This window comes from Gordonia sp. QH-12, from assembly GCF_001578675.1.
Classification (GTDB): domain Bacteria; phylum Actinomycetota; class Actinomycetes; order Mycobacteriales; family Mycobacteriaceae; genus Gordonia; species Gordonia sihwensis.
In genome coordinates this window covers 59546-81503 of record NZ_KQ969293.1, presented here as the reverse complement: position 1 = coordinate 81503, position 21958 = coordinate 59546, and the positions used below count along the sequence as shown (strand labels likewise).

Here is a 21958-nt window from a genome sequence, read left to right as displayed (position 1 = left end):
TCAGCACGTGAGATTGACCACTTACCGCGGCGTGTCACCCTCTGTGCGGCACACAGCGCCCGAGCCGCGAGCGGTCCGCGTACCATCGATTGATGGCAGGTCGGCCGCGGTTCACGAGACCAGCGGTTCACCCGCCACGCGATCGAAGAACACCTGGGTGAATTGAGGCGAGACAGCGCTGTGAGCAGTTCGATTTCCGAATCCGACTTCGGACAAAACGAATGGCTGGTCGAGGAGATGTACCAGCGATTCCAGACCAACCCCGAATCAGTCGATCCGAGCTGGCACGAGCTTCTCAAGAACTATCGCCCGGGTTCGACGGCGACCGCCCCGTCCTCGAACGGTGCGGCCCAGGCGACCCGGGTGGCTCCGAAGCAGGCGGTCACGCTCGACACCGAACCGACCAAGGCCGCACCGGCGCCCACCCGCGCCCCCGCACCGGCACGTGAGTCGGCCGCGACCAAGGCCGCATCCGGTACCAGCCTGGCGGCGTCCGCCGCCAAGCCTGCCGCCGATGCCGGGACAGACACGAATAAGGTGCTCCGCGGCCCCGCCGCGACCATCGTGCGCAACATGTCGGCCTCGCTCGAGGTCCCGACCGCGACCAGCGTCCGCGCGGTTCCCGCGAAGCTGATGATCGACAACCGCGTCGTGATCAACAACCACCTCGCCCGCACCCGCGGCGGCAAGGTGAGCTTCACGCACATCCTTGGCTATGCGATCGTCCAGGCGATCAAGGCGTTCCCGAACATGAACCGCCACTTCGCCGTCGTGGACGGTAAGCCGAACGTCGTCACGCCCGCCCATACCAATCTCGGCCTCGCGATCGACCTGCCGGGAAAGAACGGGAACCGCACGCTGGTCGTCGCCGCGATCAAGGGCTGCGAGACCAAGAACTTCTCCGAGTTCGTCGCGGCGTACGAGGACATCGTCCGCCGGGCCCGCGACGGCAAGCTCGGCGCCGAGGACTTCGCCGGCGTCACCATCTCGCTGACCAACCCCGGCACCATCGGCACCGTCCACTCGGTGCCGCGGCTGATGCAGGGCCAGGGCGCCATCATCGGCGCCGGAGCCATGGAGTACCCGGCCGAGTTCCAGGGCGCGAGCGATGAGCAGATCGCCGAGATGGGTGTCGGCAAGCTGATGACGCTGACGTCCACCTACGACCACCGGATCATTCAGGGCGCCGAATCGGGCGACTTCCTCCGCAAGGTCCACACGCTGCTGCTCGACGACTCCTTCTGGGACGAGCTGTTCACCTCGCTGCAGATCCCGTACGAGCCCGTCCGCTGGCGTCGCGACGTCCCCGCCGGACTCGTCGACAAGAACACGCGCGTCCTCGAGCTCATCGCCGCGTACCGCAGCCGCGGTCATCTGATGGCCGACACCGACCCGCTGATGATGAACGCGGCCGCCAAGGCCTCGCATCCGGACCTCGACGTACTGACCTACGGCCTGACTCTCTGGGATCTGGACCGCACCTTCAACGTCGGCGGCTTCCACGGACAGCGGAACATGAAGCTGCGCGACGTGCTGTCGATCCTGCGCGACGCCTACTGCCGCCACGTCGGCGTCGAGTACACGCACATCCTCGACCCGGAGCAGCAGCGCTGGCTCCAGGAGCGGGTGGAGATCAAGCACGCCAAGCCGTCGGTCGCCGAGCAGAAGTACATCCTGAGCAAGCTGAACGCCGCCGAGGCGTTCGAGACCTTCCTCGCGACCAAGTACGTCGGCCAGAAGCGCTTCTCGCTCGAGGGCGCCGAAGCCGTCATCCCGATGATGGACGCGGTTCTCGATCAGAGCGCCGAACACCAGCTCGAAGAGGTCGTCATCGGCATGCCGCACCGCGGCCGGCTGAACGTCCTGGCCAACATCGTCGGCAAGCCGTACTCGAAGATCTTCACCGAGTTCGAGGGCAATCTCGGCCCCGCTGACGCGCACGGCTCCGGCGACGTGAAGTACCACCTCGGCGCCGAGGGCAAGTACTACCAGATGTTCGGCGACAACGAGATCACCGTCTCGCTCACCGCCAACCCCAGCCATCTGGAGGCCGTCGACCCGGTCCTCGAGGGCATCGTCCGCGCCAAGCAGGACGGCATGTCGGAGGACCGCGAGTTCGACGTGCTGCCGCTGATGCTGCACGGTGACGCCGCCTTCGCCGGTCAGGGCATCGTCGCCGAGGTGCTGAACATGTCGATGCTGAACGGCTACCGCACCGGCGGCACCGTCCACATCGTGGTGAACAACCAGGTCGGTTTCACCACCGCACCCGAGCACTCGCGCTCCACGCAGTACTGCACCGACATCGCGAAGATGATCGGCGCACCGGTCTTCCACGTGAACGGCGACGATCCGGAGGCCTGCGTCTGGGCCGCCAAGCTCGCCGTCGACTACCGCGAGGCGTTCCACCGCGACGTCGTGATCGACCTCGTCTGCTACCGCCGCCTGGGCCACAACGAGGGCGACGATCCGTCGATGACCCAGCCGGCGATGTACGACGTCATCAACAACATCCGCAGCGTCCGCAAGAGCTACACCGAAGCGCTGATCGGCCGTGGTGACATCTCCACCAAGGAGGCCGAGGACGCACTGCGCGATTACCAGGGACAACTCGAGCGCGTCTTCGTCGAAGTCAAGGAACTCGAACGGTTCACACCCGAGGCGTCGCCGTCGGTGGAGGGCGAGCAGACGCTGCTCACCAAGCTGGTGACCGCGGTGCCGCAGGAGAAGCTCGCGGAGATCGGCGACGCCTTCGGCAATCTGCCCGAGGGATTCAACGCCCATCCGCGCGTCAAGCCGGTCATCAAGCGGCGCCACGAGATGCCGGTCAAGGGCGACATCGACTGGTCGTTCGCCGAGATCCTCGCCTTCGGCACCCTGGTTCAGGAAGGCCGCACGGTGCGGCTGTCCGGTCAGGACTCCCGCCGCGGAACGTTCACTCAGCGCCACTCGGTGCTGATCGACCGCGAGAACGGCTCGGAGTACACACCGCTGAACCACCTGCCCGACGCGACCGGCCGCTTCCTGGTGTACGACTCGCCGCTGAGCGAGTACGGCGTGCTCGGCTTCGAGTACGGCTACGCCCTCGCCGACCCCGACGCACTCGTCCTGTGGGAGGCGCAGTTCGGCGACTTCGTCAACGGTGCGCAGTCGATCATCGACGAGTTCATCAGCTCCGGCGAGGCCAAGTGGGGTCAGCGCAGCGACGTCGTGCTGCTGCTGCCGCACGGCCACGAGGGCCAGGGTCCCGACCACACCTCGGGCCGCATCGAGCGCTTCCTGCAGTTGTGCGCCGAGGGTTCGATGACCGTCGCGCTGCCCTCGACTCCGGCGAGTTACTTCCACCTGCTGCGGCGCCACGTGCACGATGGCATCAGCCGGCCGCTGGTGGTCTTCACCCCGAAGTCGATGCTGCGCAACAAGGCGGCCGTCTCGCCGGTGGAGGATTTCACCGAGGGCAAGTTCCTCTCCGTGATCGACGATCCGCGTTTCGCCAAGCAGGGCGGCGACCGCGACAAGGTGCAGCGTGTGCAGCTGGTCAGCGGCAAGCTCTACTACGAGCTGGCCGCACGGCAGGCGAAGGACGGTCGCGACGACGTCGCGATCATCCGCGTCGAGCAGCTGTACCCGGTGCCCTACCGCAGGCTCGCGCGCACGCTGGAGCAGTACCCGAACGCGAAGGACTTCGTCTGGGTTCAGGAGGAGCCGGCGAACCAGGGTCCGTGGCCGTTCCTCGGTCTCTGGCTGCCGGAGATGCTCCCCGAGTTGCTCGGCGGCCTCCGCCGGATCTCGCGCCGGCCGATGTCCGCGCCGTCGTCGGGCTCCAGCAAGGTCCACGCGGTGGAGCAGCAGGAGATCATCGATCAGGCCTTCCGCTGATCTGATGCGACTCTGACACGACACACGAGAGGGGCCGCCCCGCTTCGGCGAGGCGGCCCCTCTCGTGTGTCCGCGGCCGGCGTCGCCGGCGCCGGCTCATGTCTGAGTCACGTTCCCGACCAGCCCGGCGAGGGTGGGCAGAGCGGCGACGAAGATCTGCACGAGCTGTTCCCGGGTGATCACCGGGTCGTCGAGCCAGCGGACGAGCGTCTCCTCCACGAAGGCGATCCAGCCCGCCACCGACAGTTCGATCGCCGGGCTCCGTTCGATCCCGATGGCGGGCGCGTGCGTCAGAATCCGCTCGGTCATCGCCGCGCGCGTCCGGTCGGCGACCGCTCTGATCGCGTCGTCCGCACTCGCCGCGCCGCGGATGACGCCCACGAACCCGCGCCCGTTGTCGGCGACGTAGTCGACGTAGGCGGTCATCGAGGCCTGGAGCATCGCGATCGGATCGCCGAGCTCGGCCTGCGGCTCCGTGCGGGCGAGCATCTCCTCCGCCTGCTCGGTGATGACGCTCAGATGGAAATCGGCCTTGGACTCGAAGTAGTGGAAGATCAGTGCCTTCGACACTCCCGCCGCTTCGGCGACCGCTTCCATCGTGACCGACTCCAGGGGACGGTCGCGTGCCATCTGCACGCCCAGATCGATGAGCTGACGACGGCGTGCAGCAGGGCTCAAACGGGTTCTGGCGGTGGTCATGCACCAACCGTAAGCGCTTATTGACCTGAATTCAATTGCCTATTGACTCGCGGTCAACACGCGCTTATCGTAGGCACCATGACAACGCATGATGTAGAGATCGCGATCATCGGAGCCGGGTTCTCCGGACTCGGTGCAGCCATCAAGCTCAGCCAGGAGGGTGTGGACGATTACGTCCTGCTCGACCGCGGCCAGGACTTCGGCGGCACCTGGCGCGACAACGTGTACCCGGGTGCCGCGTGCGACGTCCCGTCGCACCTGTACTCCTACTCGTTCGCGCTCAACCCGGAATGGTCCCGGTCGTACTCTCATCAGCCCGAGATCCACCGCTACATCAACGCCGTCGCCGACGAGCACCGCATCGGCGAGCACGCTCTGTTCGGCTCCGATGTGCGCCGTGCGGAGTGGGACGAGACCGCCGGACGCTGGAAGCTGGACTACGAGCGGGACGGCGAGAGCCACACCCTCACCGCGCGCACCCTCATCGGCGGCGTCGGACCGCTGTGCGAGCCGAACCTCCCCGATATCGAGGGCTTCGGCGACTACCGGGGCAAGATCGTGCACTCGGCCCGCTGGGACACCGACTACGACTTCACCGGCAAGCGCGTGGCCGTCATCGGCACCGGCGCCTCGGCGATCCAGATCGTGCCGCAGCTGGGCAAGGTGGTCGGACACATGGACGTGTACCAGCGCACCGCGCCGTGGATCATCCCGCGCAACGAGCGCCCGTACCTGAGCGTGGAGAACTGGGCGTTCAAGAACGTCCCCGGTCTGCAGGCGGCCATCCGCGGCGGCATCTACTCGTTCAACGAGGTGGTCGCGGCCGGGATGACCTACGCCCCGAAGGCGCTCAAGCCCGTCGAGGCGCTCAGCCGAGCCAACATCTTCCGCGGTATCCGCGATCCCGAGCTCCGCAAGGCGGTGACCCCGCGGTTCGCGGTGGGCTGCAAGCGCATCCTGAAGTCCAATGAGTGGTACCCGACCCTCGACCAGGACAACGTGGAACTGGTGACCGACGGCATCGACCGCATCACCGAGACCGGCATCGTCACCGCGGACGGCACCGCCCGCGACGTCGACGTGATCGTCGTCGCGACCGGATTCCACGTCACCGACTCCCCTGTCTTCGACACCATCGTCGGAGCGAACGGCGAGAGCCTGGCACAGGTCTGGGAGCGCGAGGGCATGCAGGCCTACAAGGGCTCGTTCGTCCACGGTTTCCCGAACCTGATGCTGCTGATCGGACCGTCGACCGGCCTGGGCCACACGTCGATGGTGTACATGATCGAGTCACAGCTGAACTACCTGGTGGACTACGTGCGCAAGACACGCGCCCACGGCATCACCAGAGTGGACGTGCGCAAGGACGCGCAGGACCGTTTCAACGCGGGGATCCAGCGCACGCTGCGGTCCAGTGTCTGGGTGAACGGCGGGTGCGCCTCGTGGTACAAGGATCACAACGGCGATATCACCGTCCTGTGGCCGGGGTTCACCTTCAACTTCCGCAATCAGACGCGTTCGTTCGACCTCGACGCGTACGACGTGCGCACCGCGGACCGTCCCGCCGTCGTCGCAGAGCCCGTGCAGACCGCGGACGAGGCCCCGGCCGAACCCGTCGGCACCGACGCCTGACCCGACCGACACCCGACTTCCCGACACCGCAACTTCCCGACTTCAGGAGAGAACTATGAAGGATTTCAACAACAAGGTCATCGTCATCACCGGCGCCGGCTCCGGGATGGGCCGCGACCTGGCGGTCAAGCTCGCCAAGCGCGGTGCCAAGATCGCCATCTCCGATGTGAACCCGGACGGTCTCGCGGAGACCGAGCGGCTGGTCGCAGCGACCGGTGCGCAGGTGCACAGCCAGTTGCTCAACGTCGCCGAGCGAGAGGCCGTCCTCGCGTACGCCGACACCGTGGCCGGCCACTTCGGCACCGTCAACGCGATCTTCAACAACGCCGGCATCGCGCACCACGGTGAGGTCGAGACCATGGAGTTCAAGGACATCGAGCGTGTCATGGACATCGACTACTGGGGCGTCGTCAACGGCACCAAGGCGTTCCTGCCGTACCTGATCGCGTCGGGCGACGGCCACGTCGTCAACACCTCGTCGCTGTTCGGCCTGCTGGCCGAACCGGGTCAGGCCGCGTACAACTCCGCCAAGTTCGCCGTCCGCGGCTTCACCGAGGCGCTGAATCAGGAGATGATCATCGCGAAGCACCCGGTCAAGGTGACCTGCGTGCATCCGGGCGGAATCAAGACGGCGATCGCCCGCAATGCGACCACGTCGGGCGATCACGACCAGGCGAAGACCGCCGAGCTGTTCGACAAGTACCTGGCGAACACCAGCTCGGAGAAGGCCGCCGACATCATCATCAAGGCGGTCGAGCGCGACCGCGCACGCGTCCTCGTCGGCGCGGACGCGAAGGTTCTCGATCTGTGCGTCCGTCTGGTGGCCTCCGGCTACCAGGGCATCGGCGCCCGCGTCACCGGTTGGGCGCTCAAGCGCACCAAGTAGCCTCCCGGACCACGGACGGGGCCGCCGCGACGAGACGATCGTCGCGGCGGCCCCGTCTCGGTGTACGAGCCCGGCGGATCAGACGCCGTGCGTGCCGATCCATTCGTTCGCGACGGCCGCGGGGTCGGCGCCCCGCTCCACGCGCGCGGCGAGCTCGGCCAGATCCGCGGTGGTCAACTCACCGGCGACACGGCTGAGCGCCTTCATCTGCGGCTTGCCGATCAGGGATGCGCGGAATACGGGCACGAGATCCTGCGCCATCGGCCCGGATTCGGCCGACCGCAGGGCCGTCACATCGTCGCGGCCGGCCAGCGCCGTCGCCGCCTCCAGCCCGGTCAGCGTTCCGAGCGCCTGCCCGCCGCGGACGCGGTCGACCACCTGCTGCGACGTCAGGCGCTCCGTGATCGCACCGAACCGGCAGACGCTGAACGCCTGCTTCTCCTCCGCGGTCACCTCGCCGGTGCTCACCAACGGCAGTCCGGGCGGCACCGCCCCGCATTGCGCCAGGTCGGTGAGGTGATCGGCGTCGGAGACGGTCTGGGCGAGGATCAACTGCCTGCGGTCGTTCACCGCTGCCGGATCGCCGATCGTCACGCCCTGCGGCAGAGCGCGGTTCACCGCCTCCTCCACGTCTTCACTCGACACGGCGTCGGGCCCGGGCATCAACGCGGTCAGCAGATCGCCGGTGAACGCCGGGAACAGGTCCACATCGCCCTGCGCCGCCTCGTCGAGGAGCCGTCTGTCGGCCGACGCCCGGCCGCCGACGTCGACTCGGACGCCGGTGCGCGCGAGCGCTCCCGCGTAGATCTGCGCTGCCACCTGCATCTCGGGGGTGCCGTCGGTACCGACGCGCAGAGGTGCCGGTACATCGGATCCGCACGCCGTGATCAGGGTCGCAGCCGCGCCGATCGCGGCCGCGAGAGCGGCGGCGCGGCGGGAGAATCGTCGAGTAGACATCGCCGACCAGACTAATCGACGCTCACGCCGTGGCCGCGAAACCGATCACCGACGTCGCGATCAACTGGACCGCGATGGCCGCCAGAAGCAGACCGGCGATCTTGGCGAGCAGCGTGATGCCGCTGACCCGCAGCACCCTGATGATGCCGGTCGAGAAGAACAGCGCCAGCGCCACCACGGCATGGACGGTGAGAATGGCCGCGGCGATCGCCGTGTACCCGGGCACTTCTCCGTGTACCTGGCTGACGGCGACGATCACCGCGGCGATGGCTCCGGGGCCGGCGAGCATCGGTGTGCCGAGCGGTACCAGCGCCACGTTGACGTCGTCGGACACCTGTGCGGCGGTCGAACCGCCGAGTCCCATGAGCAGTTGCAGCGCGACCAACAACAGCAGCAGTCCACCCGCGCCCTGCAGCGCCGGTATGCCGATGTGCAGATAGGCCAGGATGGCGCGGCCGCCGACCGCGAACAGGCTGATGACGAGCAGCGACACCAGCGGTGCCTGCCAGGCGGCCTTACGCCGGTACTCGGCTGAGCGCCGGCCGACCAGGGACAGGAACACCGGAACCTGCCCGGGCGGGTCCATGATGACGAGCAGGGTGATCGCGGTCGTCGTGTACACGGAGACGTCGAATGGCACGGACTGAGTGTAAGCGGGCGGCCCGGCGGCTCGCTAAGGTCGACGTGTGCCGTCCATGCCGAGAATGCTGCAGCCGGGTAACCGCGGGCCGGGTAAGAACCCCGAGGTCGCAACGCCCCCGGTCCCCGTGGCTCGCGCGATCGTCGACTGCGGCGTCTACGTCGACGGCATCCGGCAGCCCACCCCGCCCGACATCCGCTCGGCTCTCGCATTCGTGCGGACCACCGGAAGCGGCTTCGTGTGGCTCGGTCTGCACGCACCGGACGAGCGGCAGATGAACGACGTCGCCGAGACCTTCGGGCTGCATCCGCTGATGGTCGAGGACGCCGTCCACGCCCACCAGCGTCCCAAGCTCGAGACCTACGACGACACTCTGTTCCTCGTTCTGCGGACCGTCAAGTACATCGACCACGACGACGACGAGGTCGCCAACGACATCGTCGAGACCGGCGAGATCATGGTGCTCGCCGGACGGGACTTCGTCATCACCGTCCGCCACGGGGAACACACACATCTCGCGGGCGTACGCGCGCGCCTCGAGCAGACACCCGAGCATCTGCGGCTCGGCCCCGCGACTGTCGTCCACGCGATCGCCGACCGGGTGGTCGACTCCTATCTGAGGGTCGTGCGCGAGATGGAGGCGGACGTCGACGGGCTCGAAGAGCGCGTCTTCGCGGCGTCGTCACGGGATCTCGACATCGACGTGGTCTACCTGTTCAAACGCGAGGTGCTGGAGCTGCGCCGCGCGGTCCAGCCGCTGGCGGTGCCGCTCTCACTGCTGTCGGGCAGCTCCGGCACACTCGAATCGGCGGCGCTCACCCCGCACGACACCGAGATCCAACGGCACTTCCGCGACGTCGCAGACCATCTGACCACGGCGAACGACCTGGTCGTCGAGTACGACGAGCGCCTGACGGCACTGCTGAACGCCGCCGCGACCAAGGTCAGCACCCAGATGAACACCGACATGCGGAAGATCTCGGCGTGGGCCGCCATCGCCGCGGTCCCCACCGCGGCGGCGGGGATCTACGGGATGAACTTCGACTTCATGCCCGAACTCCACTACCGGTACAGCTACCCGCTGCTGCTGCTCACTCTGTTCGCGGTGTGCTTCACCCTGTGGCGGATCTTTCACCGCTCCCACTGGCTGTGAGCGACGCTACGGCGACACCGCGGCCCGGCCGGGGTCGGTCACATCCGTGCCGGCCTCAGCCCACGCCGCGCGCAGCTCATCGGCGCCCTTGAGCCGCACCCATGCCGCTTCGTTCGCGGTGATCGGCACCGCACGCAGGAAACGCACCGGATCGGCGGGGTCGTCGAGCGGCAGATCGGCGAACCGGTCGTCGCCGGTGAGGAGGAAGGCCGAGCAGATCGCCCCGGCCCACAGCGGCTCCTGCAGGTCGATCAGCGAGTCCTCCGCCAGGATCAGCCCTTCGACGGCGGGCGCCGCGGCGAGCATGGCCAGCGACTTGTGCAGTCCTTGCAGCGGCATGCTCGCGCGCAGGGTCACCGTCACCTCGGCTCGCGGTCCGCGGACCGGGTCGGGAGCGAAGTCGGCCGGATCGTGCATCGGGTGGCGTGCGCACCCCACCGTCACGTAGACCACTCGGTCGCCGTCGGCGAACCGCAGCACGTCGATCGGTTCGACGCCGAGAAAGGTGACCGACGCCCGCTGCGGCTCGCTGCCGACGGCGGCGGACACGTGGGCGATCACCCGATCGCTGACAGAACTCACCCCACCAGTTAAACACCGGTGGGGTGAGTCGGATCGGTGCGGGGCCGTGCCCGGCGCACGGCCTCAGCGCAGGCTGACGCCGCTCGCGGTGTCGAAGACGTGCATCCGTGCCGGGTTCAGCGCCAGGGTGAGCGTCTCGCCCCTGCGGGCCTGGGTGTAGGGCGACAGCCGGGCCACCTTCTGCCCGCCCGCGGTGGTGGAACCGAGGTCCTCTGCCAGCTTCGAGAGCACCTGCGTCGCCGAGTCGGGCGCCTGCCAGCCGAAGTACACGTACTTGTCCGACCCCATCGACTCCACGAGGTCGACCGTGATCGGAAAGCTGAGGAAGCCGGCCAACTCGGCCTCGTGCGTCAGCGCCGCGTCCACCAGGTGCTCCGGCCGGATGCCCAGCAGCACCTCGCCGTTGCTGTCGGCCTGGCGCGCACGGCCGGCGATCTCGTTGTAGTCGGGGAACTCGATGTGGCCGATGGCGGTGTCCGCGCCGGTCGCGGTCAGCCTGCCCGGGAGGAAGTTCATGGCCGGCGAGCCGATGAATCCGGCCACGAACAGGTTGGCCGGGCGGTCGTAGAGCTCCTGCGGCGCGCCGACCTGCTGGACGTAGCCCGCGCGCATCACCACGACGCGGTCGCCGAGCGTCATGGCCTCGGTCTGGTCGTGGGTCACGTACACGGTCGTCGTCCCCAACCGGGCCTGCAGCGAGGCGATCTCGGTACGCATCTGGACACGCAGCTTCGCGTCGAGGTTCGACAGCGGCTCGTCCATCAGGAACGCATTGGGCGTGCGGACGATGGCCCGACCCATCGCGACGCGCTGACGCTGACCGCCCGACAGGTTGGCGGGCTTGCGGTCGAGGTACTCGGTGAGGTCGAGCATCGCGGCGGCCTCGTCGACGCGGCGGGCGATCTCGGCCTTGTCCATCTTCGCGAGGCTGAGCGGGAAGGCGATGTTCTGCCGCACCGACATGTGCGGGTACAGCGCGTAGCTCTGGAAGACCATCGCGATGTCCCGGTCCTTCGGGGCCACCTCGTTCATCCGCTTGCCGCCGATACGCAGCTCACCGGACGTGATGTCCTCGAGACCGGCGATCATGTTCAGCGTCGTCGACTTGCCGCAGCCCGACGGTCCCACCAGGATGACGAACTCGCCTTCGGCGATGTTCAGGTTCACCCCGTGCACGGCGATCGAGCCGTCCGGGTACTGCTTGGAGACGTTCTCCAGAACGATGTCGGCCATGGGTTATCCCTTCACCGCGCCGGAGGTGAGGCCGGCGACGATACGACGTTGGAAGAAGAGCACGAAGATGATGATCGGAATGGTGATGACGACGGCCGCTGCGGCGATGGCCCCGGTGGGCTCCTCGAACTGACTGCTGCCCGTGAACTGAGAGATCGCGACGGGCGCCGTCTCCGCGTTCTCGGTGGAGGTCAGCGACAACGCCAGAAGCAGGTCGTTCCACGCGAAGATGAAGACCAGGATCGCGGCGGTCACCACGCCCGGCGCCGCCAGCGGGACGATCACGCGGCGGAACGCCTGAGCCGGCGTGGCTCCGTCCATCTGCGCGGCCTTCTCCAGGTCCCATGGGATCTCCCGGAAGAACGCCGAGAGGGTGTAGATCGCCAGCGGCAGCGCGAAGGCCACGTAGGGCAGGATCAGACCGAGCCACGTGTCGAACAGGCCGAGCCGGCGTTCGATGTTGAACAGCGGCGTCACCAGTGAGATCTGCGGGAACATCGCGATCAGCAGGGCCGCTCCGATGAGCAGCTTCTTCCCGCGGAACTCGAGCCGCGCGACCGCGTAGGCGGCCATGGTTCCCAGCAGCACGGCGATCACCGTGGTGATCAGGCCGATGCCGATCGAGTTGATCAGCGCCGACGTGAACAGGCTGGTGTCGAAGATTCCCTTGTAGTTGTCGAAGGTCCACTGCTTCGGGATGAAGCTGCCGTCGGTCACACTGCCGGTCGGCTTGAACGACAGGCTGATGATCCACCACAGCGGGATGATCGCGTAGAGGACCACCAGAACATTGGCGACGCTCCAGCCGACTTTACGGCGAATGCTCGCATCCATCGGTGGTCACCTCCCCTCGTCGTCGGAGCCGGGGGCGGCGGTGCCGAACCCCTTGATGAACACGAAAGCGATGATGGCGACGCACAGGAAGATCAGGATGCTGATCGCCGAGCCGACACCGAGATTGAAGGCCTTGAAGAGGTTGTCGTAGCCGAGCATCGACACCGACCCTGTGCCGTTGGAGCCGGCCGTCAGGACGTAGATGTTGTCGAAGATGCGGAACGCGTCCAGCGTGCGGAAGAGCAGCGCGACGAGGATCGCCGGCTTCATCAGCGGCAGGATGATGCGGAAGAGCCGGGTCCACGCGCCCGCGCCGTCGAGTTGGGCGGCCTTGAGGAGGTCGTCCGGCACCAACGCCAGCCCGGCGAGCAGCAACAGCGCCATGAACGGCGTCGTCTTCCACACCTCGGCCAGGATGATGATGAACAGCGACGGCCACTGCTGGGTGAGCGGCGCGGAGCCGTCCGGGAGCAGGTTGGCCAGGTAGCCGGTGCCCGGCGTCCACGCGTAGTACCAGGAGAACGCCGCGGCGACCGTCACGATGCCGTACGGGATGAGGACCACGGTGCGGACCACGCCCCGGCCGAACAGGGTCCGGTGCATGACGAGGGCGATCGCCATGCCCAGCACCAGTTCGATCAGCACCGACACCAGGGTGATGAACACGGTCACGCCCAGCGCCGACCACCAGTAGCCGTCCGAGAGGACGGTGCCGTAGTTCGACAGGCCGATGAACTTCTGCTCGTCCGGCGCGGTCAGCGTCGCCTTGTTGAGCGAGAGCCAGAAGGCGTAGACGATCGGGTAACCGGTCACCAGCGCCATGACGATCGCCGCGGGTGCGATGAGCCAGTACGCCAGACGTCGCTCCGACGACTTGCGTCCAGTCGCCTTCGGCGCCAGGGGCGCCGGCTGCGCCGGAGTGGGACCGGTGTCGAGGATCTCAGACATCGAACCTCCGTTCATTCCAGGCCCGGCGGGAGTCGCTCCGGCGGCAGCCGCGGCCATCGCGGTCTCGGGCACGGCCTGCGGCATCGGTGGGGGCGGCGGTGGCGGGGCGGGTTCATCGGGTCGGGGTGCGGCGGCCTCCGGCGGCACCCATACGTCGGAGTGCACCGGCTCGGCGCCGTCGCGGGAGTGCTGACCGTGCCCGTCCCCCGAGACGCCGTCCCCGTCACGGGGTTCCGGCGACCGCTGGTCGTCGTGCTTGTCGTCGCTCACGGGATGATCCCCTCGCCGTCGATGGCCTTCTGGACCTGCTCGGTGAGCTTGTCGACCATCTGTGCGGGATCCCAGGCGCCCACCGGCGCGAGGGTGGCGGTCACGAGCGTCGAGATCGCCTGGTATTGCGGCGACGCCGGCCGCGGCGCCGAGTGCTCGGATTCGAGCTGGGTGCGGATCACGTCGCCCATCGGATACGCGAGCTTGAAGTCCTTATCGTCGTAGATCGACGCGATGGTCGGCGGCGTTCCACCCGATATCGCGTACACCTTCTGCGCCTTCTCGCTGGTCATGCACTTCGCCGCCTCGAAGGCGAGCTCCGGCTGCCGGGAAGTGGATGCGACGGCCACGTTCAGCCCGCCGGGCGTCGACTTCGCGGTCTTGCCGGGGAAGACACCCGGGTAGAGCGCGAAGTCGAAGTGCTTACGCATCTTGGCGTTGATCGGAGCGAGCTGCGCGTCTGTCGGCGGATTGTCCTCGTCGGTGAGCAGAGTCTTGTACGGCGAGAGAACGTCCTGGAGGAAGGCGACGTCGCCGGTCGCACCGTTGGTGCGCGCCGAAGCCCACACGAACGGCCAGTTGATCTCGAACGCCGCCTTGCCCGTCTCCATCCCGAGCCGGGCGGTGCCCTCGTCGGACTGGGTGATCGACGGGTCGTGCCCCGGCGCCGTGGCCACCGCCTTCATCACCTCGAGCGCCTTCAGCGTCGCCGCCCGGTGCTCCGGGGTGTCGCTGAGGGTCACCTTGGACGCGTCGTTCGGATCGAGCACCGAACCACCGGCGCTGGCGAGCAGCGAGTTGAACCAGACCATCAGGCCCTCGTACTGCTTGGCCTGGACCATGATCCAGCTCGGTCCGCCGGCCTTCTTGATGGCCTGCGTATCGCTGAGCATCTCATCCCAGGTCGCCGGCGCCCGCCGGCTGCCGAGCGTGTCCTTCATCAGGTCGGGCCGGTACCAGAGCAACTGGGTGTTGGTCCAGATCGGCATCGCGTACATGCGTTTGGCCGCGTCGTCGGGCCGCTGCCACATCGCTGTGGCCACCGGGCCGCCGAGATTGGTCTTCTCGATCTCGGCCGCGGTGTCGTCCGGGACCGGCACGAGCCAGCCGGCGTTCGCGAACTCCGCGGTCCACACGACGTCCATGCCCATCAGATCCAGGGTGTGGTCGTTTCCGGCCAGCCGCCTGGCCAACTGCAGTCGCTGATCGTCGGCGCTCTTGGGCAGGACGTTGGCCTGCAGCTTGTAGCGCCCGCCCGACTCCTCGGTACAGGTCTGCGCGAACTGCTTGATGTAATCGAAGCCGTCGGCCGGCGCATAGATGTTCAGAACACCCTGCTCGTAGCCCGTGGAGCAACCGGCCAGCATCGGCGCGGCGACCGCCGCCGCCACCGCCACTGCCGACAGCCGCCTGGCCAGAGATCGTCCCCTCGGCGCGGATCTACCCTTGCTCATCTCGCTGCCAGCCTCCTGCCTGTCGGCCTCGTCTAAGAATCAGCTGTGAAAGCTGATGCGGGCCTTAGGTTATCCCACGACAGGTGACATAGCGCACACGATGGCACATCGGCGCGCCCGAGACGGCGGAGGAGCGGTCAGAGAGCCAGTTTGGCGAGCATGTCGCGCGCCTGTTCCGCGGTGCGCGGATCGCACAGCACGTCGTACCGTCCGGCGACCAGTTGCATGGTGGAGGTGAAGTCACGCTGGCCGCGGGTGGCCGCGTACGGGATGGCGGCGCTGATCAGCCCGAACACCATGCCGGCGAGCACGCCGAAGAGGATCGGCGTCCACGACGTCCCGACCACCAGTGAGACGAGTGCGCCGAAGAACAGGCCCAGCCAGGCGCCGGACCCGATGCCTCCCGCGATCACCTTGCCCCAGGTGAGTCGTCCGAGGACTTTCTCGACCTGCATCAGGTCGACGCCGACGATCGTCAGATTGTCGACCTGGAATTCGTTGTCGGACAAGTAGTCCACCGCGCGCTGGGCCTGCGCGTAGGTGTCGTAGGACCCTACCGGCCAGCCCTTCGGCGGCGTCGGCAATCCCGGCATCGGTCGCATTGGGTTCGTCACTTCGGCTCCTGAGCTCGGCTCACTTTAGGCTTGACGTATGACGCCCGCCCTCAAGGTCTTCGTCGCCAGACTAGTCGGCCTCGCCGTTCTCGGCCCTGATGGTGAATCAATCGGTCGGGTCCGGGACGTCGTGATCTCCATGCACATGCCGGGCAAACAGCCGCGCGCGCTCGGGCTCGCCGTCGAACTCACCACGCGCAGACGCATTTTCGTGCCGATGCTGCGTGTGACGAGCATCGAGCCCGACGCCGTCACCCTGACCACCGGACATGTGAATCTGCGACGCTTGCGGGTGCGCCCGAACGAGGCGTTGGCGGTGGGTCAGATCCTCGACACCCGGGTCCGCACCGACGATCCGGACTACCCCGAACTGCACGATGTGGACCTGACGGTGGTGGATCTGGCGATCGAGCAGAACCGCAGCCGCGACTGGATGGTCAGCCGCGTGGCGCTGCGCACCACCCGCAAGGGCCTGCGCAGGCGCGGCGAGACGATCGTCGTGCAGTGGCGCCACGTCCGCGGCATGAACCGTCTCGAACTCTCTCGCCCGGGACAGGGCGTGGAGATGGCCCTGGCGCAGTTCGAGGACATGCGCGCGCCCGACGTCGCCAACGCGCTTCGCGAACTGCCGGTGAAACGGCGCGACGAGATCGCCGCGGCGCTCGACAACGAGCGTCTCGCGGACGTGCTGCAGGAGATGCCCACCGACGATCAGACCGCGATCCTCGGCAGCATGGAGCCCGACCGCGCCGCCGACGTCCTCGAAGCGATGGACCCCGACGACGTCGCCGACCTGATGGGTGAACTGCCCCAGGCCGAGGCCGAGGCGTTCCTGTCCCGGATGGACCCGGAGGACTCCGAATCCGTCCGGCGGCTGCTGCTGCACTCCCCCGACACCGCCGGCGGCGTCATGACGCCGGAACCCCTGATCGTCACCGCGAACGCGACGGTGTCCGAGGCGCTGGCCCGGGTGCGCGACCCGGACGTGAACTCGGCGGCCGCGAGCATGGTCTTCGTCGTCCGCCCGCCGACCAACACCCCCACCGGGAAGTTCCTCGGCGCGGTGCACACGCAGGCACTGCTCCGAGAGCCGCCGGCCAATCTGGTGGGCGGCATCCTCGACAAGGAGATGCCGCGACTGCTCCCCGACGACTCGCTGGAGAAGATGACCCGGTTCTTCGCCACCTACAATCTGGTCTGCGCACCGGTGATCGACGAAGCCGATCACCTCCTCGGCGCCGTCGTCGTCGACGACCTCCTCGATGCCCTGCTCCCGCGCGACTGGCGCGAGACCGACCCCGAAGGGACCGCTCCATGAGTCCTTCCGGACGCCATCTCGACACTCCGAGCCCTCGTCGCAGCCGGTTCAACGTCAATCTCGACTCCGACGTGGTGGGCGTGTACTCCGAGCGGATCGCCCGCTTCCTCGGCACCGGCCGGTACCTGCTGATCCAGACCGTGATCGTGGTGATCTGGGTGCTTCTCAACGTGGGCCTGTTCGCCTTCGAATGGGATCCGTACCCGTTCATCCTCCTCAATCTGGCCTTCTCCACTCAGGCCGCGTACGCCGCGCCGCTGATCCTGCTGGCACAGAACCGCCAGGAGAACCGGGACCGTGTCTCGCTCGAGGAGGACCGCGCCCGCGCCGCCCAGACCAAGGACGACACCGAGTTCCTGGCCCGTGAACTCGCCGCCGTGCGGCTCGCGGTCGGCGATACCGTCACCCGCGACTATCTGCGCCGCGAACTCGACGATCTGGTCGACGAACTGGTGGAACGGATTTCGGCACGCGCGGGCAAGGGTGAAGAACCGGATCCGACATGACCGGAGGAAACGCTGCATGTATGCTGGCTCACAGTCGTCGGGGGGATGATCGCAGACTCCCCCTGATTCGACGTGAACGACACGCCGAATGCAGTGAGAGTCGATGAGGACCAATGGGATGACTTTCTGGCGCAGCCGCCCGAACCGGATTCACGTGCCGCGCCGCGGCCTGGCGGTCGGGACCACCGCCGCCGCACTCGGCGCGCTGGTGCTCGGCGGAACGGTGTCGAGTGTCGCGGCCGATCCGGTGTCCTCGGTCCAATCGGGACCCTCGATCGATCTCGCGGGTGCCCAGAGCGCGGTGGCCGCCCGCGCGGTCGCGGAGACCGTGCCCTCCGGCAGCAGCCAACTCGTCGGATTCGCTCCCCCGGCCGACCCCACGGCCGCCGGCGGCGGCGACCCGCAGTTCCGGCTCGCCGCCGACCTTCCCGCAGGTCCCCTCGGCATTCCCGGGATGGTCCTCAAGGCGTACAAGCTCGCCGCCACCCGGGTGGCCGCCGAGTCGCCGCAGTGCAAGCTGCCCTGGTTCCTTCTCGCCGGCATCGGACGCATCGAATCCGGCCACGCGGGCAACGGGAACGTCGACGCGTACGGCAACACCCTGACCAAGATCCGCGGCCCGGTACTCGACGGCTCGCTCGCCGGAAACGCCGTCATCCACGACTCCGACGGCGGCAGGCTCGACGGCGACGGCGGGCACGACCGCGCGATGGGTCCGATGCAGTTCATCCCGAGCACGTGGGCGGCCTGGGGCGCCGACGCCAACGGCGACGGCAAGGCCGACCCGGACAACATCTTCGACGCCACCTATTCGGCCGGACGCTACCTGTGCGCCGGTTTCACCGACATCATGGCCGGCCAGAACAAGGTGAACGCGGTCCTGCGCTACAACCACTCGATGGCCTACGTGAACAACGTGCTCGCATGGGCGGCCGCGTACTCGACCGGCGTGATGCCGACCACGCCCATCCCGGAGATGTCGGCGACTCCGGACGACAAGGACAAAGACAAGAAGGACAAGGACCGCGACAAGAAGAACGGGGACCGCGACAAGAAGCCCGGCGAGTCCACCCGGCCGTCCACCCCGAAATCGTCCACGCCGCCGAGTAAGCCGTCACCGAGCAAGCCTCCGCACGCCTGCCTCGGCATCATCTGCCTGCCGCCCGGCATCGGTCCGGCCCCGGCGCCCGCCCCCAAGCCCTCGCCCAAGAAGCCGGCGCCGGCTCCCGCCGGCCCGGCGAAGACCGCCGACCGCTGAGGCGAGAAGCCGAGTCCGTCTCGGCAGCGATATGGTTGAGGTGTGACCACCCCCGCCACACCCACTGAGTCCGCCGTCCGTTCCGCACTGAGCAAAGTGATGGACCCGGAGATCGGCAAGCCGATCACCGACCTCGGCATGGTCAAGTCCGTCGCGGTCGCCGCCGACGGCAGTGTCGACGTCGGGGTGTACCTGACCACGGCGGGCTGCCCGATGCGCACCAAGATCTCCGACAACGTCGAGACGGCCGTCGCCGATGTGCCCGGTGTGGGCGCCGTGCGCGTCGAACTGGACGTGATGGACGACGAACAGCGCACCGAACTCCGCAAGAAGCTGCGCGGCGACCGTGCCGAGCCGGAGATCCCGTTCGCCAAGCCGGGCAATCTCACCAGGGTGTACGCGATCGCCTCCGGCAAGGGCGGTGTGGGCAAGTCGAGTGTCACCGTGAACCTGGCGACCGCACTCGCCGACCGCGGTCTGTCCGTCGGCGTCCTGGACGCCGACATCTACGGTCACAGTGTTCCGCGCATGCTCGGCAGCGACGCGAAGCCCACCCAGGTGGAGTCGATGATCATGCCGCCGCAGAGTCACGGCGTGAAGTTCATCTCGATCGGCCAGTTCACCGACGGCAACACGCCGGTCACGTGGCGCGGCCCCATGCTCCACCGGGCGCTGCAGCAGTTCCTCGCCGACGTCTACTGGGGCGATCTGGACGTGCTGCTCCTGGATCTGCCGCCGGGCACGGGCGACGTCGCGATCTCGATCGCCCAGCTCATTCCGGGTGCGGAGATCCTGGTGGTGACCACCCCGCAGCAGGCCGCCGCAGAGGTCGCCGAACGCGCGGGCGCGATCGCCCTGCAGACTCGGCAGAAGATCCTCGGCGTGGTCGAGAACATGTCCTGGATGCAGCTCCCGGACGGCACGCGGATAGAGCCCTTCGGCTCGGGCGGCGGCCAGTTGGTGGCGCAGCGGCTCACCCGTGCCGTGGGATCTCCCGTAGAACTGCTCGGGCAGGTCCCGCTGGAACAGGAACTCCGCGAAGGCGGCGACGTGGGCACTCCTGTGGTGCTCTCGGCACCCGAATCCGCCTCCGGCTCGGCGCTGCGCGCCATCGCCGACAAGCTGGCCGTCCGCCGGCGCGGGCTCGCCGGCATGAGCCTCGGAATCGACACCACCCGGCACTGACCCGCCGGGACCCGACCGGTCCGGCTAGGTCGCGTCCCAGTCGGTCACGTCGTACTTGCGGGCAGGAGGTGCGGGCGGCTGCGGCGATTCGCGCGACACCTGCCGCTCCCCGTCCGGCTTCGCCAGCGGCCGACTCACGTCGAGGGTCTCACGCACCGACTTGCCCAGATCGTCGATCGTCGACGAGTCACCGTCGAAGATGTGCTTGGTGACGATGCTCTTCGGGCTCATCTGGCGGAGTTCGTTGAGCTGAGTGAGCGGCTCACGGAGCTGATCGAAATCGGGCCCGAGTTCGTCACGCAGCTGCGAACTCGCCCCCGTCGCATAGTCGCGCACCTTGCGTACCGCGCCCATCGCCCAGCTGACCGCGCCCGGCAGACGTTCGGGGCCGAGGATGATGAGCGCTGCGGCCAACAGAATGAGGAGTTCACCCCAACCGACACTGCTGAACATGATTCCTCGCCGCTCTCTGGACTGGTCCGACGCTTCCGGCGCTAATCGCTGACCGGGGTGAGCTCGCCGTCGAAGTATCGACCGTCGCGCCAATACGTGAACTTCACCTGCTCACCGATTTTCGACGTCCGCACCGCGACGGTCAACTCGTCCGCGCTCTCGATCGGGCGCCCGTTGAACTTGGTGATCACGTCGCCCTCGCGCAGACCGGCCTGGGCCGCCGGACTGCCCCCGGCGACGTCCTTGATCTGCGCACCGAAGATGCGGTCGTTTCGAACGGTGGCGGCGGTGATGCCGACCGACGGGTGCTTCACCTTTCCGTCCGCGATCAGGGTGTTCGCGATCGGGATGACCTCGTTGATCGGAATCGCGAAGCCGAGACCGATGGACCCGCCGCCGGTCATCGCGCCGGCCGTGTTGACGCCGATCACCTGGCCGTCGTCGTTGAGCAGGGGCCCGCCCGAGTTGCCCGGGTTGATGGCCGCATCGGTCTGGATGGCGTTGATCACAGCGTCGGTATCGGAGTCGGCGTCCGGCCTCAGCGGCACCGGCCGATCGAGTGCGCTGATGATGCCGCTGGTGACCGTCTTGTCCAGCCCGAGCGGCGAACCGAAGGCGATCACCTCCTGACCGATCTGAAGGTCGGCGGAGTCGCCGAGCTTGGAGACCGTCAGATTGGCGACGTCGTCCACTTTGATGACGGCCAGATCGGTCTTCACGTCGCGTCCGACGAGCCGCGCGGGCACGCGCTGACGATCGGAGAAGACGACTTCGAGCTTGGCTTTGGAGTCGTTGGCGGCCTTGGAGATCACGTGGTTGTTCGTGACGATGTACCCGGCCTTGTCGACGATGAATCCCGAACCCGAGCCGCCGTCGACCGCGGTGCGGACCTCGATGGTGACCACCGATCGCTGAACGGCCTTGGCGACCCGCTCCACATCGGTGCCGCCGGTCGCGGAGTCGGGGCTGTCGCCCTCGAGGTGAACGGTGTCGGCGTGCAGCGGCGTGACGACCTCTGCGGTCCATCGTCCGACGAGCCCGCCGAAGAGTCCGACGAGGAGTGCGAGCAGTCCGAGAGTCGCCAGAGCCCACCAGTGCACCCGGCCGCCGAACAGCAGCTCGCGTATCCCCAGTAGCGGCCCCTTCTCCCTCGGCGACGACTCCGGGTCGACGCCGACAGCCGGTGCGGACAGGTGCGCGGCGCTGTCGGGATCACGCCACGGATCCGGTTCCGGCACGTCGTCCGTGGCGGGCTGGGCGTACGGGTCGCGCTGCAGCGTCTGGGTCTCGCCCTCCGGCCGGCCGAAGGCCTCCGCGAGGACCGGATCGGGCGGTGCGATCGTGGGCTGCGGGCGCTCCGCCGGTGATGCCTCGGGAGCGAACGAGCCGTCGACACCCTCCGGCCTGCCGAAGGTGGCGGCGAGGTCGGACGCCGGTTCGTTCGCGGGCAGCACCGG

General features: G+C 67.9%; 19 protein-coding genes. 8 read left to right on the top strand and 11 right to left on the bottom strand.

Annotated elements, in window-relative coordinates:
• Positions 1-180: 180 nt before the first annotated feature.
• Positions 181-3879, top strand: a complete 3699-nt coding sequence (locus tag Y710_RS12055) for a multifunctional oxoglutarate decarboxylase/oxoglutarate dehydrogenase thiamine pyrophosphate-binding subunit/dihydrolipoyllysine-residue succinyltransferase subunit (protein ID WP_006896433.1) — start codon at positions 181-183, stop codon at positions 3877-3879.
• Positions 3880-3975: 96 nt separating this feature from the next.
• On the opposite strand, the gene Y710_RS12050 is transcribed toward Y710_RS12055, so the two are convergent.
• A complete protein-coding gene (locus Y710_RS12050) occupies positions 3976-4578 on the bottom strand; it encodes a TetR/AcrR family transcriptional regulator (protein ID WP_006896434.1) in 603 nt (200 codons plus the stop codon).
• A gap of 78 nt (positions 4579-4656) precedes the next feature.
• Here Y710_RS12050 and Y710_RS12045 point away from each other — a divergent pair, with 78 nt between their 5' ends.
• A complete protein-coding gene (locus Y710_RS12045) occupies positions 4657-6210 on the top strand; it encodes a flavin-containing monooxygenase (protein WP_062367554.1) in 1554 nt (517 codons plus the stop codon).
• Positions 6211-6265: 55 nt separating this feature from the next.
• Positions 6266-7096: an SDR family NAD(P)-dependent oxidoreductase gene (locus Y710_RS12040; protein WP_045538384.1), complete on the top strand. Its 831-nt coding sequence runs from the start codon at positions 6266-6268 to the stop codon at positions 7094-7096.
• 78 nt (positions 7097-7174) lie between these two features.
• On the opposite strand, the gene Y710_RS12035 is transcribed toward Y710_RS12040, so the two are convergent.
• Both Y710_RS12035 and Y710_RS12030 read right to left on the bottom strand, forming a co-directional pair.
• Entirely contained in the window at positions 7175-8053 is an 879-nt protein-coding gene (locus Y710_RS12035; RefSeq protein ID WP_062367553.1) for a glycine betaine ABC transporter substrate-binding protein, read from the bottom strand.
• Between the two features lie 22 nt (positions 8054-8075).
• Positions 8076-8693, bottom strand: coding sequence for a MarC family protein (locus tag Y710_RS12030; RefSeq protein WP_062367552.1), 618 nt, complete (start codon positions 8691-8693; stop codon positions 8076-8078).
• Positions 8694-8757: 64 nt separating this feature from the next.
• Here Y710_RS12030 and Y710_RS12025 point away from each other — a divergent pair, with 64 nt between their 5' ends.
• Positions 8758-9846 (top strand): magnesium and cobalt transport protein CorA, encoded by a 1089-nt coding sequence (locus Y710_RS12025; RefSeq protein ID WP_231875731.1) that lies wholly within the window; start codon positions 8758-8760, stop codon positions 9844-9846.
• Between the two features lie 6 nt (positions 9847-9852).
• Here Y710_RS12025 and Y710_RS12020 read toward each other — a convergent pair whose 3' ends face one another.
• The 6 genes from Y710_RS12020 to Y710_RS11995 all read right to left on the bottom strand — a co-directional run bounded on the left by Y710_RS12020 (position 9853) and on the right by Y710_RS11995 (position 15781).
• Positions 9853-10428 (bottom strand): suppressor of fused domain protein, encoded by a 576-nt coding sequence (locus Y710_RS12020; protein WP_039867438.1) that lies wholly within the window; start codon positions 10426-10428, stop codon positions 9853-9855.
• Positions 10429-10491: 63 nt separating this feature from the next.
• On the bottom strand, positions 10492-11661 hold the full coding sequence (gene ugpC, locus Y710_RS12015) for an ABC transporter ATP-binding protein (protein WP_006896441.1): 1170 nt from the start codon (positions 11659-11661) through the stop codon (positions 10492-10494).
• A 3-nt stretch (positions 11662-11664) separates the two neighbouring features.
• Entirely contained in the window at positions 11665-12495 is an 831-nt protein-coding gene (locus Y710_RS12010; RefSeq protein ID WP_062367551.1) for a carbohydrate ABC transporter permease, read from the bottom strand.
• 6 nt (positions 12496-12501) lie between these two features.
• A complete protein-coding gene (locus tag Y710_RS12005) occupies positions 12502-13713 on the bottom strand; it encodes a carbohydrate ABC transporter permease (RefSeq protein WP_082781302.1) in 1212 nt (403 codons plus the stop codon).
• Positions 13710-15167, bottom strand: coding sequence for an extracellular solute-binding protein (locus Y710_RS12000; protein ID WP_051999639.1), 1458 nt, complete (start codon positions 15165-15167; stop codon positions 13710-13712). Before Y710_RS12000 ends, Y710_RS12005 begins: the two co-directional genes overlap by 4 nt.
• 137 nt (positions 15168-15304) lie before the next feature.
• Positions 15305-15781, bottom strand: coding sequence for a YflT domain-containing protein (locus Y710_RS11995; RefSeq protein WP_039867440.1), 477 nt, complete (start codon positions 15779-15781; stop codon positions 15305-15307).
• A gap of 37 nt (positions 15782-15818) precedes the next feature.
• On the opposite strand from Y710_RS11995, the gene Y710_RS11990 reads away from it, so the two are divergent.
• From Y710_RS11990 to Y710_RS11975, 4 genes are all read left to right on the top strand, one after another.
• Positions 15819-17099 (top strand): magnesium transporter MgtE N-terminal domain-containing protein, encoded by a 1281-nt coding sequence (locus Y710_RS11990; RefSeq protein ID WP_006896446.1) that lies wholly within the window; start codon positions 15819-15821, stop codon positions 17097-17099.
• Positions 17096-17605, top strand: coding sequence for a DUF1003 domain-containing protein (locus tag Y710_RS11985; protein WP_006896447.1), 510 nt, complete (start codon positions 17096-17098; stop codon positions 17603-17605). Before Y710_RS11990 ends, Y710_RS11985 begins: the two co-directional genes overlap by 4 nt.
• Before the next feature lie 118 nt (positions 17606-17723).
• A complete protein-coding gene (locus tag Y710_RS11980) occupies positions 17724-18863 on the top strand; it encodes a lytic transglycosylase domain-containing protein (protein ID WP_062367550.1) in 1140 nt (379 codons plus the stop codon).
• A 42-nt stretch (positions 18864-18905) separates the two neighbouring features.
• Entirely contained in the window at positions 18906-20048 is a 1143-nt protein-coding gene (locus Y710_RS11975; protein ID WP_006896449.1) for an Mrp/NBP35 family ATP-binding protein, read from the top strand.
• Positions 20049-20072: 24 nt separating this feature from the next.
• Here the strand turns inward: Y710_RS11975 and tatB are convergent, their stop codons facing one another.
• Together tatB and Y710_RS11965 are read right to left on the bottom strand one after the other, a co-directional pair.
• Positions 20073-20501: a Sec-independent protein translocase protein TatB gene (tatB, locus tag Y710_RS11970; protein ID WP_062367549.1), complete on the bottom strand. Its 429-nt coding sequence runs from the start codon at positions 20499-20501 to the stop codon at positions 20073-20075.
• A gap of 41 nt (positions 20502-20542) precedes the next feature.
• Complete coding sequence (locus tag Y710_RS11965) at positions 20543-21955, bottom strand: S1C family serine protease (RefSeq protein WP_062367572.1); 1413 nt, start codon at positions 21953-21955, stop codon at positions 20543-20545.
• Positions 21956-21958: the final 3 nt, after the last annotated feature.

Coding starts and splice junctions, on each gene's coding strand:
- Y710_RS12050 (WP_006896434.1), bottom strand. CDS start 4,578: ATGACCACCGCCAGAACCCGTTTGAGCCCTGCTGCACGCCGTCGTCAG.
- Y710_RS12045 (WP_062367554.1), top strand. CDS start 4,657: ATGACAACGCATGATGTAGAGATCGCGATCATCGGAGCCGGGTTCTCC.
- Y710_RS12040 (WP_045538384.1), top strand. CDS start 6,266: ATGAAGGATTTCAACAACAAGGTCATCGTCATCACCGGCGCCGGCTCC.
- Y710_RS12035 (WP_062367553.1), bottom strand. CDS start 8,053: ATGTCTACTCGACGATTCTCCCGCCGCGCCGCCGCTCTCGCGGCCGCG.
- Y710_RS12025 (WP_231875731.1), top strand. CDS start 8,758: ATGCTGCAGCCGGGTAACCGCGGGCCGGGTAAGAACCCCGAGGTCGCA.
- ugpC (WP_006896441.1), bottom strand. CDS start 11,661: ATGGCCGACATCGTTCTGGAGAACGTCTCCAAGCAGTACCCGGACGGC.
- Y710_RS12010 (WP_062367551.1), bottom strand. CDS start 12,495: ATGGATGCGAGCATTCGCCGTAAAGTCGGCTGGAGCGTCGCCAATGTT.
- Y710_RS12000 (WP_051999639.1), bottom strand. CDS start 15,167: ATGAGCAAGGGTAGATCCGCGCCGAGGGGACGATCTCTGGCCAGGCGG.
- Y710_RS11990 (WP_006896446.1), top strand. CDS start 15,819: ATGACGCCCGCCCTCAAGGTCTTCGTCGCCAGACTAGTCGGCCTCGCC.
- Y710_RS11985 (WP_006896447.1), top strand. CDS start 17,096: ATGAGTCCTTCCGGACGCCATCTCGACACTCCGAGCCCTCGTCGCAGC.
- Y710_RS11980 (WP_062367550.1), top strand. CDS start 17,724: ATGACTTTCTGGCGCAGCCGCCCGAACCGGATTCACGTGCCGCGCCGC.
- tatB (WP_062367549.1), bottom strand. CDS start 20,501: ATGTTCAGCAGTGTCGGTTGGGGTGAACTCCTCATTCTGTTGGCCGCA.